The organism is Micromonospora parastrephiae (assembly GCF_016802865.1).
In the GTDB taxonomy this organism is placed as follows: Bacteria; Actinomycetota; Actinomycetes; order Mycobacteriales; family Micromonosporaceae; genus Micromonospora; species Micromonospora parastrephiae.
Window position 1 is genome coordinate 31,831 of the sequence record NZ_JAEVHM010000025.1, and the last position, 15,878, is coordinate 47,708.

Sequence of the window (15,878 nt, forward strand, 5' to 3'; positions counted from 1 at the left end):
GCCGTGGCCCGGTATCTGCTCACCCGCGCCTGGCAGTCGGCGCTCACCCTGCTGCTGTCGACGATCGTGGTGTTCGTCGGTGTGCGGGCGCTCCCCGGTGACCCGGCCCTCGCCCTGGCGGGGGAGGACCGGTCGCCGGAGGCGCTGGACGCCATCCGCCGGCACTACGGCCTGGACCAACCGCTGCCGGTCCAGTTCGCGCAGTACGTGGAACGTGTGGCGCAGGGCGACTTCGGGGTGTCGATCCGGACCGGCACGCCGGTCTCGTCGATGCTCACCACCGCCCTGCCGGTGACCGTCGAGCTGTCCGTCCTGGCGATCGTCATCGCCTCGGTGCTGGGCATCGGCGCCGGGGTGCTCGCGGCGGTCCGTCGTGGCCGCCCGGCGGAGTGGTTCGCCAACGCGCTCGCCCTGATCGGGCTGTCGGTGCCGCACTTCTGGCTCGGGTTGCTCGCGATCCTCTACCTGTCGGTGGCGACCGGCCTGTTCCCCGCCTCCGGGTTCGTGCCGTTGCTGGAGGACCCGGTCGACAACCTGCACCACATCGTCCTGCCGGCGGTGATCCTCGGCACCGGCCTGGCCGCCATCATCATGCGGCAGACCCGTTCGGCGATGCTCGACTCGCTCTCCTCGGACTACGTACGGACGGCGAAGGCGAAGGGCCTGCGCCCCCGTGCCGTCGTCACCCGGCACGCGCTGCGCAACAGCCTGATCGTGGTGGTGACCGTCGTGGGCCTGCAACTGGGAGGGCTGATCTCGGGCGCGGTCGTCACCGAGCAGATCTTCGGACTGCCGGGCTTCGGCAAGATGACCATCGACGCGGTGTTCCAGCGCGACTATCCGGTGATCCAGGCCGTCGTCCTGCTCACCGCCGCCGCCTACATCGTGATCAATTTCTTCGTGGACCTGCTCTACTCCGTCATCGACCCCCGTATCCGGGTGACGGGAGATCCGGCATGACCGTCCTCACCGTACCGATGGCGGAAACCGGCACGGCCGGCATCACCCGCCGGACGCGCGTCCTGCGCCGGCTACGACGCAACCCGCTCGCCGTCGTGAGCTTCGTCGTGCTCGCTCTCGCGGCCGTCGTCGCGCTGCTCTCGCCGTGGCTCGCCCCCTACTCCGTCGACCAGACCGACTTCGCCCGTACGCTCGCACCTCCCGGGAGCGCCGGTCACCTGCTCGGCACCGACGACCTGGGGCGTGATGTCCTGTCCCGGATCATGCTCGGGGCGCGGGCGTCGTTGCAGGTGGGGCTCCTGGCGGTGGCCACCTCGCTGGTCATCGGTGTGCCCCTCGGGCTCGCCGCCGGCTACTTCCGGGCCTGGGACGCGGTGATCTCGCGCTTCACCGACCTGCTGCTCGCGTTTCCGTTCCTGATCATGGCGGTGGGGTTGGCGGCCATCCGGGGCGCCAGCCTCGGCAACGCCGCCGTGGCCATCGGCATCGCCCAGATCCCCGGGGTGATCCGGGTGGTGCGGTCGGACACGCTGCGCCTCAAGTCGCTGGACTTCGTCGCGGCGGCCGTCGTGGACGGCGCGAGTGACCTGTGGGTCCTCGCCCGGCACATCCTGCCGAACGCGACGTCGGTGATCCTCGTGCAGGCCACCGTCGCGATCCCGGCGGCGATCCTCGGCGAGGCGGTGCTCTCCTTCCTCGGCCTCGGCATCCAGCCCCCGGCCCCCAGCCTGGGCACCATGCTTGCCACCGCCCAGCAGTTCGCCGCCCGCGCGCCGTGGGCCGCCGTCCTCCCCGGTGTCGTGATCATGGGTTTGGCGCTGGCGTTCAACGTCTTCGGTGACGCCCTGCGGGACGCCCTCGACCCGAAGGGAGACCGGCGATGACCACGGCCGCCGCAAGCACCGCCGCGATCGTCCTGGAGATGCGCGATCTGTCGGTCTCGTTCCCGACCGAGACGGGCACCGTCTCGGCGGTCGACGGGGTCAGTCTGGACCTCGCAGCCGGGGAGATCGTCGGAATGGTGGGCGAGTCGGGCTGCGGAAAAAGCGTCACCGGCATGAGCATCGCCGGCCTGCTCCCGGGCAGCGCCCGGGTATCCGGTTCAGTGCGCCTGAACGGCACCGAGCTGGTCGGCGCCCGCGAGTCCGCCTTACGCCGGGTCCGCGGACGGGAGATCGCCTACATCTTCCAGGAGCCGATGACGTCGCTGAACCCGGTGCTCACCGTCGGCCGGCAGATCGGGGAGGTGCTCCAGATCCACGAGCGGATGTCCCGGCGGGCCGCTCGCGTCCGCGCGATCGACCTGCTGACACTCGTCGGGATCCCGTCCGCGGCGCACCGCGTCGACGCCTATCCCCACCAGCTGTCCGGAGGCATGCGGCAACGGGTCATGATCGCGATGGCGGTGGCCTGTGGCCCGAAGGTGCTGGTGGCCGACGAACCCACCACCGCGTTGGACGTCACGGTCCAGGCGGGCATCCTCCAGGTCCTGCGGGATCTGCGCGACCGGCTCGGCACGAGCATCCTCATCATCACGCACGACCTCGGCGTGATCGCCGACATCGCCGACCGCGTCGTCGTCATGTACGCCGGCCGCGTGGTGGAACGGGCCCCGATCACCGACCTGTTCGCGCATCCGTACCACCGCTACACCGCCGGCCTCCTGTCGGCGTCACCGAAGCCGGGGCGGCACGCCAGCACCACCCGGTTGGCGGAGATCCCCGGTCTGGTGCCCGTCCTGTCGACCCAGCCGGACGCGTGCACGTTCGCCGACCGCTGCCCGGCGGCCGACGCGCGGTGCCGCGACTCCGCGCCGCCTTTGGAGGTGGCGAGGGGAGGGCCGGACCACCTGGCGGCGTGCTGGCACCCCTGCGCGACGCAAACCCAGGAGGCGAACCGATGACGTCGCAGCCGAACGCCCTGGAGATCGAGGACCTGGTGATGCACTTCGGTCCGGTGCGCGCCGTGGACGGGGTGTCCCTCACCATCGCCGCAGGGCGGGTAACGGCTCTGGTGGGGGAGAGCGGTTCCGGAAAGTCGACAGTCGGCCGGTGCGTGGTACGCCTCGTCGAACCGACCGCGGGCGTGGTCAGGATCGCCGGGACGGACGTCACCCACCTGTCCCGACGACAGTTGCGTCCGCACCGCGACGCGGTGTCGATCGTCTTCCAGGACCCGGCCGCCTCACTGGACCCGCGCATGCTGGTGGGCGAGATCGTGGCCGAGCCACTGCGGCTGGCCGGTAGGCGCGTCCCGCGGCGCGAGCGGGAGGCCCGCGTCGCTCCGCAACTCGAGCGGGTGGGCCTGCGCGCCGAGGTGGCGCGCCGTTACCCCCATGAGCTCTCCGGCGGGCAACGCCAGCGGGTCAGCATCGCGCGGGCCCTGGTCTCCGAGCCGATGCTGCTCATCGCGGACGAACCCACCAGCGCGCTCGACGTGTCCGTGCAGGCGTCGGTGCTCAACCTCCTCGCCGACCTGCAACGCGACATCGGATTCGCCTGCCTGTTCATCACCCACGACCTGTCCGCGGTCGAGTACCTGGCCGACGACATCGCCGTCATGTACCTGGGCCAGCTCGTCGAGAAGGGCTCCCGCGAGCGGATCTTCGCCCGGCCCGCCCACCCCTACACGCAGGCACTGCTGGCGGCGGCGCCGGTGGCCGACCCGGTACGCCAGCGGCAGCGTCAGCCGGTGCTGCTCGGCGACGACCTGCCGTCCGCGCTGGACCCTCCGTCCGGTTGCCGCTTCCGGACCCGGTGCCCGCTCGCGTTCGACAGGTGCGCGACCGAGGTGCCGCGACAGGTGCCGATCGGCGACGGTATGGCAGCCTGCCACCTGGTCCAGCCGGACGGTACCGGCCCCGACGTCCGCACCGCAGACCCCAGTGAGGTGTTGTCATGACGTTCACCACCAGACCGACGTTGCAGGGCACGTTCGGCATGGTGTCCTCGACGCACTGGCTCGCCAGCCAGTCGGCCATGGGCATCCTCGAACGCGGGGGCAACGCCTTCGACGCCGCGGTCACCGCCGGGTTCGTCCTGCACGTCGTCGAACCGCACCTGAACGGGCCGGGCGGCGAGGTGCCGGCCATCGTGGCGACCGCACAGGACCCCGCTCCGAAGGTGCTGTGCGGGCAGGGGCCGGCGCCGGCCGGTGCCACCATCGGGCACTTCCGGTCCCTCGGGATGGACCTGATCCCGGGCGCCGGTCCGCTCGCGGCGGCCGTGCCCGGCGCCGTGGACGCCTGGCTCCTGCTGCTGCGTGAGCACGGCACGCTCTCCCTCGCCGAGGTGCTGGAGCCGGCGATCGGCTACGCCGGCGCCGGCCACCCGCTGGTGGGCAGGGTCGGTGACACCGTGGCGGCCGTGCGTTCGCTGTTCGAGGAGCACTGGCCCACGTCCGCCCAGCTCTGGTTGCGTGGCGGCAGAGCGCCGGCCGCTGGGGAGATGGTCACCAACCCGGCGTACGCGCGCACCCTGCGTCGGCTCGTCGAGGCGGGGCAGGCGGCCGGCGCCGACCGGGAGGCGCAGATCGAGGCCGCGCGGCGGGCCTGGAGCACGGGCTTCGTCGCCGACGCGATCGACCAGTTCAGCCGGCAGCCGTTCCAGGACTCCAGCGGACGCCCACACGCCGGCCTGGTCACCGGCGACGACCTGGCCGCGTACTCGGCGACGTGGGAGGCGCCAGCCACCCTCGACTGGCACGGCTACTCGGTGGCGAAGACCGGCTTCTGGGGCCAGGGCCCGGTGCTGCTGGAGACGCTGTCGGTCCTCGACGCGCTCGACGATGCCGGCGCGTACGACGCGGGGACCGCGGCCGGCATCCACGCCCAGGTCGAGGCGCTCAAGCTCGCCTTCGCCGACCGTGAGGCCTGGTACGGCGACGGCGCCGACGTGCCCGCCAAGGCGTTGCTCTCCCCGCAGTACGCGCGGGAGCGGGCCGCCCTGATCGGCGATCGGGCGTCGGCGGAGCTGCGGCCGGGGCGTCCCGACGGGGCGGAGCCTCGCCTCGCGGCGCACGTCCAACCCGGCGCCGACCGTCGTGCCGATCCGTCGGACGCGACGACGGGGGAGCCGACGGTGCAGTCCGACGGGGTGACCCGGGGCGACACCTGTCACGTGGACGTGGTCGACCGGTGGGGCAACATGATCTCGGCGACCCCGAGCGGCGGCTGGTTGCAGAGTTCGCCCACGATCCCGGAACTCGGGTTTCCGCTCGGCAGCCGCTTGCAGATGTTCTGGCTGGAGGAGGGTCTCGCGTCGTCGCTGGCGCCGGGCCGCCGGCCGCGCACCACGCTCAGCCCGACCATGGTGCACCGCGACGGGGAGCCGATCCTGGCGTGCGGCACGCCCGGTGGCGACCAGCAGGACCAGTGGCAGGTGCCGTTCCTGCTGCGCCATCTCGTCGGCGGTCAGTCCCTTCAGGAGGCGATCGACGCGCCCGCGTGGCACACGCTCAGCCTGCCGGGGTCGTTCTATCCGCGTGACATGCAGCCCGGCGTCCTGGTGGTGGAGGAACGGTTCGACGAGGACGTGCTGGCGGCACTGCGGTCGTACGGGCACGACGTGCGGCTGTCCGACGCGTGGAGTCTCGGCCGGCTCTGCGCCGTGACCCGGGATCCGGACACCGGCGTGCTCGCCGCCGGGGCGAATCCGCGCGGCGTGCAGGGCTACGCGTGCGGTCGTTAGCGGGCGCCGTACCCGCCCTCGGCGTTCTCGTACGCCGCCGCGGACGCCGCGTCGAGGTGGGCGAGCGCGGCCTGCTCGGCGCGGTCACCGTCGCCTGACTCGATGGCGTCGACCAGCTGGATGTGCTCGGCCCACGAGTGTGGTGCGCGTTGCTCGGCACCCAGCCGGAAGACCCACTGGACATGGAGGTACAGCGACTTGGCGATCGACGACAGCCAGGGGTTTCCGCTGATCTGGAGGATGCGCAGGTGCAGGGCGCTGTTCAGCTCGGCGACGCGGGGCAGGTCCTGCCGCTGCGTCGCCTCGCGGCCCTGGTCGAGCAGGGCGCGCAGGGCCGCGACGTCCGCCGGGCTCGCCCGTTCGGCAGCCAGTCGGGCGGCAAGCGTTTCCAGGCGCTCCCGTACGGCGAACATGTCCCCGATGGTCCCGCTGCTGGGCGAGGCGACGACCGCGCCCCGGCGGGGGAGGATCACGACGAAGCCCTCGGCCTCCGCGACGCGTAGCGCCTCCCGGACGGGATTGCGGGAGACGCCGAAGTCCTCGGCCAGCCGGTCTTCGGTCAGCCGCTCGCCGGGCAGGTAGTCGCCGTCGATGATGGCGGTCCGCAGCGCGGCGAGGACCTGGTCGCGTAGCGGCAGGTGCTGAGCGCCGAGCTTGTCCCGCAGGTCTTCAGCCACCTGGTCGCCTCTCCGTGAACCGTCCGGCAAAAGTGTATACGAAGAACAATTTTTGGAGGACAGCGACAGTGTCGAGCACCGCGCCCCGTGTCACCCGTCCTCGCGTCGCCGCCCAGGACGACGATCGTCTCCTACGACAGCGGCACGCCCTCGTCGTCGTGCTCACCTTCCTCACCGGAAGCGCCGACGCCATCGGCTTCCTGTCCCTCGGCGGGGCCTTCTCCAGCGTCATGACCGGCAACATGGTCCTCCTCGGGCTCTCGGCGGGCAGAGGCGACGCCGACCTCGCCCTGACCTCCGGGTGCGCGATCGTCAGCTTCATCGTCGGCGTCCTCGCCGGCGCCCGCGTCGTCGGCTCGGCCCGACCGGACGATCCCGTCTGGCCCCGGCGGGTCACCTGGGCGCTCGTCCTGGAGTTGCTGGTGTTCGTGGTGTTCCTCGTCGTCTGGGTGGTCAACCTGCCCACCCACGTCGACCACGTCGACCTCGCGCTGCTCATGCTGTCGGCGACGGCGCTGGGCGTACAGAGCAGCGCGATCCAGCGCTTCGGCGTGCCGGGCCTGTCCTCCACCTACCTGACCGGCACCCTCACCAGCCTGATCGCCGGCGTCGCCGCACGTAGCCCGTGGCGCAGCCTGCGGCCCAAGGCTCAGGTGCTGCTGGCCCTGATGACCGGCGCGGCGGTCGGCGCCCTGGTGGCCCTGCACCTGCCGGTGGCCGCGCCGGCGCTGCTGATCGTGCCGCTCACCCTCGTCATCGCCCTGTCCGCGCGGCTGCGGGCCTGATCCTCAGACGCCGCGCGCGAACAGGGCGAGGCGGACCCGGTTGGGGCTGTCGGTCTTGGTCATCAGACTGGTGATGTGGGTCTTGACCGTGGTGACACCGATGTGGAGCCGGTCGGCGATCTCGGTGTTGGACAGGCCCTCGGCGACGAGGGCCAGCACGTCCCGTTCGCGCGCGGTGAGGCCCTGCACCGGTCGCGGCGTCTCGGCGCGGGCGTGCACCGCACGCTGGACGAGGCGGCGCAGCACCTCGGGGCTGAACGGGCTGTCGCCGACGGCGGCCCGGCGGATGCCGTCGAGCAGGTCGGCGGGGGGCGCGTCCTTGAGCAGGAACCCGCAGGCGCCGGCGGTCAGGGCGGGGTAGAGGTGGTCGTCGTCGCCGAACGTGGTCAGCACCAGGATGCGGGTTGCGGGACGTTCGGCGAGGATCCGGCTGGTCGCGGTGATCCCGTCGACGCCGGGCATGCGCAGGTCCATGACGACGACGTCGGGGAGGAGCCGCGCGGCGGAGGTGATGGCCGCACGGCCGTTGTCCGCCTCGCCGACGACCTCGATGTCGGGTTGGGCCTCGCAGAGCATGCGCAGCCCCGCGCGGATGAGGTGCTGGTCGTCGACCAGCAGGACGCGGATCACGCCGGCTCCGGTGCGGGCGACCCGGCGGGGGCCTCGCGGTCACGGGGCACCGGCCGGGCCGACGCCTCGGCGCCGGAGGCCAGCGCCGGGAGGACGGTACGCACCCGGAACCCCGTCCGCGTCGGGCCGGCCTCCAACCGCCCGCCGAGGACCTCCACGCGCTCGCGCATCCCGGTGATGCCGTGGCCCCCGCCGGTCGGCACCGCGGCCGGCACGCCGGCGTGCCCGTCGTCCGACACCTCCCCAGTGCACGGCCCCGTCCTGGACGGCGACCACGAGGCGCGCCAGCGCGGCGGGCCCGGCATGCTTGGCCACGTTGGTCAACGCCTCCTGGGTCAGTCGCAGCACCGCGAGGCCCCGCACCGCGTCGAGCGCGCCGACCGCCGGGTCGATGTCGGCCTCCACGGTGACACCGGTCTGCCGGGCCCGGTCGACCGTCGCGCCGAGCGCCGCCGGCAGCGCCGACGGTTCGATGGCCGTCAGCGCCGCGTCACCGCGTACCCCATCGGGATCGCGCAGCACCGCGACCAGCCGGCGCAGCTCCGCGAGGGCTGCGGTGCCCGTGCCGTGCACGTCGTCGAACACCGCGCCGACCCGGGGGTCGAGGTCGGTGAGCACGTGCCGTGCCACGCCGACCCGCAGCACCATCGACGCCACGTGGTGCGCGACGACGTCGTGCAGTTCGCGGGCGATGGCGCTGCGTTCGTCGGCGCGCGCCGCGCGGCTCTCCGACTCGCGCCGCCGCTGCTCGGCGGCTGCCCGTTCCACGGCCTGCCGACTGAGCTCCCGGTTGGTGCGGATGACCAGGCCGAGCAGCACCGGCACGCCGACCTCCAGGGCCAGCCCCACGACGCCGGAGGCGACCCGGCGCAGCGGGTCGCCGATCGAGTCGGTCAGGTCGACCACGACCAGCAGTGCCGTGCAGAGCCAGATTACTCGGGGGTGGCGTGCCCGCATGGTGACCTCGAGCAACGCCCAGCTGGCGCCCACCTGGTTGATCGTGAAGTCGTCGATCAGCCCGATCGCGACCGTCAGCAGGGCGGCCTGGGCCACCAGGTTGACCGCCGGTCGGCGGTGCGCCACCAGCGCCACGGCGAACGCGAGCAGCGCGAGGATCCACTGTGTCGCCGTGGGTGTGCTGGCCGAATGAGGGACGAAGAGCAGGTAGCCCACCCCGGTGAGGTCGAGCAGCATCATCCGCACGAGCGTGTCCCGCATGTCGAACACCCGCACCGGCCTCACCACGGTGGTCAGCCTAGGTGCAGCGGCCCGGTGGCGGCGACCGACGACCGCCGCCACCGGGCCCGGCCCGCGAGGTACGCGGCCAGGCCGAGCGGTCCGAGCAGGATGGTCAGCACCAGCACCGGGGCCATGACCAGCGCCGGCACCCCCCGTTCCCGGCTGTCCAACCACGCCCACCGCCCGACGAACAGGTCGAACGCGATCATGTGCGCCCAGCCCGCCGCCGCCCCGGCGGAGGTGCCGAGCAGGTCGCGCACCCCGGCCAGCGTCGGCGACGTCACGGCCGGCAGCACGTCGCCGAACGCCGGGAGCGCCAGCAGCGCGTAGATCACCACGACCGGCAGCACGATCAGCGGCGAGGCGATGATCCGGGCCGTCCACGACCAGCGCGGCAGCAGGATCATCAGCGCCCAGAACGGCGCGGCCACCGCGAACGTCAGGGAGAACAGCGTCGCGGTCATGCGGCCAGCGCCAGTTCCGGTCGGCGTCGGCGGGCCAGCACCAGGCCGCTGGCGGTCGCGGTCGCGACCACCAGGGCCGCGACCGCGGCAAGCGTGCTGGCGTCCGGGCGCAGCAGCGGCTGTCCGCGCAGCGCCTGCCAGGTCAACAGCACCGTGAGTACGCCGTACGCGCCGCCCGCGACGACCAGCAGCCGGGCGCGGGTGCGCTCGTCCAACCGCGTCGCGAACCGGCTCAGCAGGATCGCCAGGATCGGCAACGCCTGCAGGGCGTGCAGCCCGACGAAGTGCCCGATCCGCAGGTCACCGCCGGTGGTGCTCCAGCCGACCACCGGCAGCCCCGGCCCACCGTCGGGCACGCCGACGCTGTGTGCCCCGCCGATCCCCTCGATCCCCGGGTCCTGCGTCGGCAGCGCCATCGGCACCGCCGCGAGCATGCCCAGCAGAGACAGGCCGAGCCCCCACCCGACGGCCGTCGCGGCGACCCGGTCCGGGATCCGCTGGATCAGGACCACGATTCCGATGACGAGGTGCGCGAAGAACAGCACCATGATCGCCGCGCCCATCGAGGCGAACAGCGCGGCGTTCAGCGGTGTGCTGTCGTTGAAGTGGCTGGTCTGCCCGCGCAGCACCTGACCGACGATCCACGCGATCTCGACGACAGCCACCGTGACGATGACGACGGCCGCCCGCTCGGCGACCCGGCTACGGCGGGGCAGCAGGGAGAGCATCCAGGCGAGCGTCAGGCCGTACAGCACGAAGGACACCCCGAACTTGAGCGGCTTGAGCCAGATCGGCGCCCCGGTGAGGACGCGCGGATCGACGAGGATGCCGATCGCGGCGACGACGGCGAGCACCGTCATCACGCAGACCAGGAACATCAGGGGGCGGTTCCAGTGCGTCGCCCGGCGCAGAACAGTAGTCATGCCTGTAGATGCTCGTGGTCGCCTCCGCCGATCGCGTCCGACCCCGAGCCCTGCATGCGGCCTGCGGTCGGAGCCGACCTCCTCCCTGGGTAGGAGACGACGAAACCCGTCGAGGCCCGTCGCCGCTGCTGGCACAATGGCCCGCCTGCCGACCGGACGGAGAGTGCGCATGACGACCACTGAGGACCGGGTCCAGCCGAACGAGACCACCGTGCCACTGCTGCCCTGCGCGGCACCCGAGGAGACCCTGTCGTTCTGGCGGGCGCTCGGGTTCGAGGTCGCCTATGAGCAGCTCAGGCCGTATGTGTACCTGGCCTTCACCTGGAGTGGGTTCCAGCTGCACTACGGCCCGGCGCCGAAAGACCTGGACCCGGCGAAGGAGTGGTCCGGTGGCTGCCTGGTGATGGTCGACGCGGTCGCGCCGTACCACGCGGCGTTCACCGACGCGATGCGTCGCACCTACGGCAAGGTGCTGGTCAAGGGGCTGCCCCGGATGACCCGCTTCCGAGCCGGGGCGTCGCGGTTCAGCATCGTCGACCCGTCGGGCAACACCATCACCTTCATCCGCCGGGACGAGCCGCAGGACCTGGAGTACGGCGGGTCGAAGGAGTTGCAGGGCCTGGCGCGGGTGCTCGACAACGCTAGGATCCTGCGCGAATTCAAGATGGACGACCGGGCGGCCTACCGGGCGCTCGACTCGGGGATGCGCCGGCGCGCCGAGGACGCTCCGGTGGTCGAGCAGGCGACGGCGCTCGCCGGACTGATCGAGCTGTCGGTCGCCCTGGGCAAGACCGATCGGGTGCCGGAATGGGGAGCCCGCCTCCGTGCGCTGACGTTGACCGAGGCGGAGCGTACCCAGGTCGAGGGCTACGTCGCCGACCCGGTCATCCTCGAACCGTGGTGGCGGCCCGACGCGGGCTGACGTCCGGCAACAGGAACCGGGCCGTGTCCGGGCCCGGCCTCCTGTCGGACGCGGGACGAACGCCGCCTTTGTCGTATGCCATGACGTCACCCGCGTCTGCCGATTCGACGGAACGGCACGAAATTACCGCTTTAGGGTAAGGACCCCTAATACGACTACAGCCTCCGATAGCTTTTGAACGAGAGGAAAACTCAGATTCCTCCCATCATGGGCGTAAGGAGCAGATGATGAAGCGCAGCGTTGCGCTCGCGGCAGCCCTCCTGGCGGGTCTGACCAGCGTCGGATCCATCCCGGGGACCGCCTTCGCCGACGGCGGCGGCCCCGGATACCACGACGACCGCAAGGGGGGTGAACACCACCACGGCGACGAGGGCGCGGTCTTCGTGCAGACCAACAAGGCCGAAGGCAACACCATCAAGGTGTACGACCGCGACGAGGACGGCCGTCTCACCAAGGCGGGTGAGTACGAGACCGGCGGGCTGGGCGGGTTCACCATCGGCGCGCCGCTCGACGCGCTGGCGTCGCAAGGGTCCTTGACCTACCACCGCGGGCTGCTCTTCGCCGTGAACGCCGGCAGCAACACCGTGACGGTCTTCGCTGTCGAGGGCACCAAGCTGCACAAGCTTCAGGTCATCTGGTCCGGAGGTCTGCTGCCGGTCAGCGTCGCGGCCCGCGGCGACCTCGTCTACGTCCTCAACGCCGGTGGCGAGGGCTCCGTGCAAGGATTCGAGCTGCACAAGGGGCGCCTGTCACGGATCGAGGGCGCCAACCGGTCGCTCGGACTGCACAACGGCAACCCGCCCGCGTTCGGAACCGCCCCCGCGCAGGTGAAGATCGACCCGGACAGCGAGTTCGTCCTGGTGTCGACCAAGGCCGCCAACGTCATGTTCAGCTACGAGATCGGCCGCGACGGCAGGCTGGCCCGGAATCCCGTCATCAGCGACGCGGGGAACACGCCGTTCGGCTTCACCTTCGACACCGAGAACTCGCTGCTCGTCACCGAATCGGGTGCGAACGCGGTCAGCCGCTTCGAGCTTGAGGACGACGGCGCGCTCGACCAGGTCGGGCCGTCGGTGCCCAACGGCCAGCAGGCGCCCTGCTGGATCCAGCGCGTCGGCGACTACTTCTTCGTCGCCAACGCCGGCACCTCCACCATCAGCTCGTACCGGGTCGACGACGACGGCAAGCTCGAACTCGTCAAGGCCGTCGCCGCCGACACCGGCGGCGGGTCGATCGACATGACCACCAGCGACGGCTTCCTGTACGTGCAGAACGCCACCGCCGGCAACGTGCAGGGCTACGAGGTGAACGAGGACGGCTCCCTGAAACTCGTCACCACCGTGGAGGGCCTGCCGAAGTTCACCGACGGCATCGGCATGGAGGGCATCGCCGCCTCCTGACGCCGCCGCCCACTGGTCCCGGTCGCTCGCCGACCGGGACCAGTTCCGTGTCCGCGGGTCCTGCGGAGGTCGGCGCGCGATCCAGTGGCGCTTGACAAGGCCGTGGGCGCTGGTGGCCCGTCGGATCACGTACCCTCCGCGGATGGACCTCGATGATCTTCCCCTTGCCGAGTTCGCGTTTCCGGGGCCGCTGCGGGACAGGCTCGTGGCCGCGATCCTCGCCGGCGCGAAGACCTCCACGTCCGGCTTGCTGGTCGGCTACGAGCGCGCGAACGAGCCGTTGCCCGAGGTCGGCCAGCGCTCGGCCGTGGTGGACTCCGGGGGCCGGCGGGTCGCCGTGATCGAACTGACCGACGTGCGGGTGGTCCGCCTCGGAGACGTCGACCTGCAACACGCCCTGGACGAGGGCGAGGGTGACGAGTCGGTGGCACAGTGGCGCGCGGGGCACGAGACGTTCTGGCACAGCGCGGAGGTGCGTGCCGAGCTGGGTGACCCCGGCTTCACCGTCGACGACGACACCCTGGTGGTGGCCCAACGCTTCCGGCTGCTGCACGTCGTCTGAGCAGCCAGCCGGCGCCGGGGCTACAGCATCGCCACCGGGACCAGCAGGACGCCGTCGACGCCGCCGAGTTTCATCAGGTCGGACAATCCGGCGCCCTTCTTGTCCAGAGGCGCCACAAACCGCCATGACTCGTGTGCCATCTGCGGTCTGAGCTGCGTGGCCAGGTCGCCCTTGTCCCGGCATCGCTGGCGCAGGCGCTCGTACGCGGCGTCGCGGTTCTCGAACTCGACCGACTTGACGTTCGGCAGTGCCCGGACGGCCTGCTCCACGGCGGTTCGCTGCTCGCCGGTCGCCGACGACGTGAGCCGGACGACGATCCCGATCCGCGACGGCAGGGGATCGACATCCGCGGCCCTGAGCGTGACATCGTCCACGCCGTCCACCTCGGCCATCACCAGCTCGACGGCCTCGGCGATCCGAACGTCGGTGACCGTGGCGTGGAGCAGTTCCGGCACGTCCTCCGGCTTGAGGCTCGCCAGCAGCTCAGGATTGTCCTTGAAGTCCTCCTTCTGACGCTCGTACACCTGCTCGCGGGTTTCGAAAGCCACCTTCTCGACGCTTGGCATCGACCGGAGTCGTTGCTCCACGGCGCTCTTCCGTTCCGCCGTCACGTCGTTGTCCAGGAAGGCGGTCAGCGCGACCTCCGTGGACTCCTCGGGCTGCGCGGCGCAGGCGGGTAGGCCCAGCAGGAGTACGGATACCAGGAACGGGGCGACACGACGCATGGGCGGAGATCGTAGCGACCGTCCACCGACGTCGCTGCCCGCACTGGGCCGTGCGAATCTCGGCGCCCTGGCCGGCCACACCGCCCGGGCGGGGCTGACCGCCCCCGCCGTTCCGCTGCGCCCGGTCGGGCACCTCGACTAATGTCAGGCTGTTCATATTAGTCGGATTAGTCGGGAAGGTACGGCTATGGGGGTGCGGAGCTGGATCGAGGGCTGGCCGGTGTACCGGCAGCTCACCGGCACCGACCCACTGGGCCGGGGCGCCGCGGCCAAGTCCGCCGGATCCCGGGCGTTGACCGCCCGCACCGACACCGCGGACTCGGTGGCCCGGTCCGTCTGTCCGTACTGCGCCGTGGGCTGTGGTCAACGGGTGTTCGTGAAGGACGGGCAGGTCAGTCAGATCGAGGGTGATCCGGACAGCCCGATCTCGCGGGGTCGGCTCTGTCCGAAGGGTGCGGCCAGCAAGAGTCTGGTGACCAGCCCGCTACGGCAGACGAAGGTCCGCTACCGCCGACCGTACTCGACGCAGTGGGAGGACCTGGAGCTCGACACCGCGCTCGACATGATCGCCGACCGGATGCTCGCCGCCCGCGAGCAGACCTGGGAGGACGTCGACACGCAGGGCCGGCCACTCCACCGCACGCTGGGTATCTCGAGTCTCGGTGGGGCGACGCTGGACAACGAGGAGAACTACCTCATCAAGAAGTTGTTCACCGCGATGGGGGCGCTCCAGATCGAGAACCAGGCCCGTATTTGACACTCCGCCACCGTCCCCGGTCTGGGGGCCAGCTTCGGTCGTGGCGGTGCGACGGATTTCCAGCAGGACATCGCCAACGCTGACGTCATCGTGATCCAGGGTTCCAACATGGCGGAAGCGCACCCGGTGGGCTTCCAGTGGGTGATGGAGGCCAAGCGCCGCGGCGCGAAGGTCTTCCACGTCGATCCCCGGTTCACCCGGACCAGCGCGGTGGCGGACGCGTACCTGCCGATCCGGGCGGGCACCGACATCGCCCTGCTCGGTGGCGTGGTGCGCTACATCCTGGACAACGAACTCGACTTCCGGGAGTACGTGCTCGCGTACACCAACGCGGCGACGATCGTCAGTGAACAGTTCAGCGACACCGAGGACGGCGACGGGTTCTTCTCCGGCTTCGACCCGGAGACCGGCAGTTACGTGCAGGACAGCTGGCAGTACGAGGGGCACGAGGGCTCCTCCGGCAGCGGGCACACCGCTCAGGAGCGGGACAGCGCCGCGGGGCTGGCGCACGAGTCGCACGGCGCCCAGGTGAGCGGGCAGACCCAACGGGACGAGACGTTGCAGCATCCGCGCTGCGTCTACCAGATCCTCAAGCGGCACTTCGCCCGCTACACCCCGGAGATGGTGGAGCGGGTCTGCGGCATTCCGAAGGAGCAGTTCCTCGAACTGGCGCAGGCGTGGACGCGGAACTCCGGCCGGGAGCGCACCGGGATGCTGATCTACTCGGTGGGGTGGACGCAGCACAGTGTGGGTGTGCAGTACATTCGCACCGGCGCGATCATCCAGCTGTTGCTGGGCAACATGGGTCGCCCGGGCGGCGGCGTGATGGCGCTGCGGGGGCACGCCAGCATCCAGGGCTCCACGGACATTCCGACGTTGTTCAACCTGCTGCCGGGTTACCTGCCGATGCCGCACCACGCGTCCCACCCGAGTTTCGGCGAGTGGGTGGACAGCATCCGTCACCCGGGTCAGAAGGGTTTCTGGGGTAACGCCGAGTCGTTCGCGGCCAGCCTGCTCAAGGCGTACTGGGGCGATGCGGCCACGGCCGAGAACGACTACTGCTACGGGTATCTGCCCCGGATGACCGGTGATCACGGTACCTACCAGCAGGTGCTCGACATGATCGATGGGAAGGTCAAGGGTTAC

General features: G+C 71.2%; 16 protein-coding genes and 1 pseudogene. 11 read left to right on the top strand and 6 right to left on the bottom strand.

The window, feature by feature from the left end:
* Nucleotides 1-3: 3 nt before the first annotated feature.
* From JNW91_RS08305 to JNW91_RS08325, 5 genes are read left to right on the top strand one after another with little or no spacing between them, the layout of a single operon-like run.
* A complete protein-coding gene (locus tag JNW91_RS08305) occupies nt 4-960 on the top strand; it encodes an ABC transporter permease (protein ID WP_203174309.1) in 957 nt (318 codons plus the stop codon).
* Nucleotides 957-1,844, top strand: coding sequence for an ABC transporter permease (locus tag JNW91_RS08310; RefSeq protein ID WP_238424598.1), 888 nt, complete (start codon nt 957-959; stop codon nt 1,842-1,844). The genes JNW91_RS08305 and JNW91_RS08310 overlap by 4 nt, the downstream gene beginning before the upstream one ends.
* The gene (locus JNW91_RS08315) at nt 1,841-2,863 is read left to right on the top strand and encodes an ABC transporter ATP-binding protein (protein WP_203174310.1); all 1,023 of its coding nucleotides are present in this window, start codon (nt 1,841-1,843) and stop codon (nt 2,861-2,863) included. Before JNW91_RS08310 ends, JNW91_RS08315 begins: the two co-directional genes overlap by 4 nt.
* On the top strand, nt 2,860-3,861 hold the full coding sequence (locus tag JNW91_RS08320; RefSeq protein ID WP_203174311.1) for an ABC transporter ATP-binding protein: 1,002 nt from the start codon (nt 2,860-2,862) through the stop codon (nt 3,859-3,861). The genes JNW91_RS08315 and JNW91_RS08320 overlap by 4 nt, the downstream gene beginning before the upstream one ends.
* Entirely contained in the window at nt 3,858-5,648 is a 1,791-nt protein-coding gene (locus JNW91_RS08325; protein ID WP_203174312.1) for a gamma-glutamyltransferase family protein, read from the top strand. Before JNW91_RS08320 ends, JNW91_RS08325 begins: the two co-directional genes overlap by 4 nt.
* Here JNW91_RS08325 and JNW91_RS08330 read toward each other — a convergent pair.
* Complete coding sequence (locus tag JNW91_RS08330; RefSeq protein WP_203174313.1) at nt 5,645-6,325, bottom strand: GntR family transcriptional regulator; 681 nt, start codon at nt 6,323-6,325, stop codon at nt 5,645-5,647. The genes JNW91_RS08325 and JNW91_RS08330 overlap by 4 nt on opposite strands.
* A gap of 68 nt (nt 6,326-6,393) precedes the next feature.
* Between JNW91_RS08330 and JNW91_RS08335 the strand changes: the two genes are divergently transcribed.
* Nucleotides 6,394-7,110, top strand: a complete 717-nt coding sequence (locus JNW91_RS08335; RefSeq protein ID WP_203174314.1) for a YoaK family protein — start codon at nt 6,394-6,396, stop codon at nt 7,108-7,110.
* Between the two features lie 3 nt (nt 7,111-7,113).
* Here the strand turns inward: JNW91_RS08335 and JNW91_RS08340 are convergent, their stop codons facing one another.
* The 4 genes and pseudogenes from JNW91_RS08340 to JNW91_RS08355 all read right to left on the bottom strand — a co-directional run bounded on the left by JNW91_RS08340 (nt 7,114) and on the right by JNW91_RS08355 (nt 10,366).
* A complete protein-coding gene (locus JNW91_RS08340; RefSeq protein ID WP_203174315.1) occupies nt 7,114-7,740 on the bottom strand; it encodes a response regulator in 627 nt (208 codons plus the stop codon).
* Nucleotides 7,737-8,958 (bottom strand): annotated as a pseudogene (locus JNW91_RS08345) (sensor histidine kinase). Before JNW91_RS08345 ends, JNW91_RS08340 begins: the two are co-directional and overlap by 4 nt.
* Before the next feature lie 32 nt (nt 8,959-8,990).
* Nucleotides 8,991-9,443, bottom strand: a complete 453-nt coding sequence (locus tag JNW91_RS08350; protein ID WP_203174316.1) for an ABA4-like family protein — start codon at nt 9,441-9,443, stop codon at nt 8,991-8,993.
* A complete protein-coding gene (locus JNW91_RS08355; protein ID WP_203174317.1) occupies nt 9,440-10,366 on the bottom strand; it encodes a hypothetical protein in 927 nt (308 codons plus the stop codon). The genes JNW91_RS08350 and JNW91_RS08355 overlap by 4 nt, the downstream gene beginning before the upstream one ends.
* A gap of 169 nt (nt 10,367-10,535) precedes the next feature.
* On the opposite strand from JNW91_RS08355, the gene JNW91_RS08360 reads away from it, so the two are divergent.
* The 3 genes from JNW91_RS08360 to JNW91_RS08370 all read left to right on the top strand — a co-directional run bounded on the left by JNW91_RS08360 (nt 10,536) and on the right by JNW91_RS08370 (nt 13,250).
* A complete protein-coding gene (locus JNW91_RS08360; protein ID WP_203174318.1) occupies nt 10,536-11,288 on the top strand; it encodes a VOC family protein in 753 nt (250 codons plus the stop codon).
* A 227-nt stretch (nt 11,289-11,515) separates the two neighbouring features.
* Complete coding sequence (locus JNW91_RS08365; protein ID WP_203174319.1) at nt 11,516-12,688, top strand: lactonase family protein; 1,173 nt, start codon at nt 11,516-11,518, stop codon at nt 12,686-12,688.
* A 142-nt stretch (nt 12,689-12,830) separates the two neighbouring features.
* Nucleotides 12,831-13,250 carry an ASCH domain-containing protein gene (locus tag JNW91_RS08370; protein WP_203174320.1) on the top strand — a complete coding sequence of 140 codons (420 nt, stop codon included), beginning with the start codon at nt 12,831-12,833 and terminating at the stop codon, nt 13,248-13,250.
* Between the two features lie 20 nt (nt 13,251-13,270).
* On the opposite strand, the gene JNW91_RS08375 is transcribed toward JNW91_RS08370, so the two are convergent.
* Nucleotides 13,271-13,975 (bottom strand): permease-like cell division protein FtsX, encoded by a 705-nt coding sequence (locus JNW91_RS08375; RefSeq protein ID WP_203174321.1) that lies wholly within the window; start codon nt 13,973-13,975, stop codon nt 13,271-13,273.
* Here JNW91_RS08375 and JNW91_RS08380 point away from each other — a divergent pair.
* Nucleotides 13,974-14,117: a hypothetical protein gene (locus tag JNW91_RS08380; RefSeq protein WP_203174322.1), complete on the top strand. Its 144-nt coding sequence runs from the start codon at nt 13,974-13,976 to the stop codon at nt 14,115-14,117. The two genes, JNW91_RS08375 and JNW91_RS08380, sit on opposite strands and share 2 nt — an antisense overlap.
* Nucleotides 14,118-14,162: 45 nt before the next feature.
* The coding region (locus tag JNW91_RS32050; RefSeq protein ID WP_238424600.1) for a molybdopterin-dependent oxidoreductase at nt 14,163-15,878 on the top strand (1,716 nt) is incomplete at its 3' end.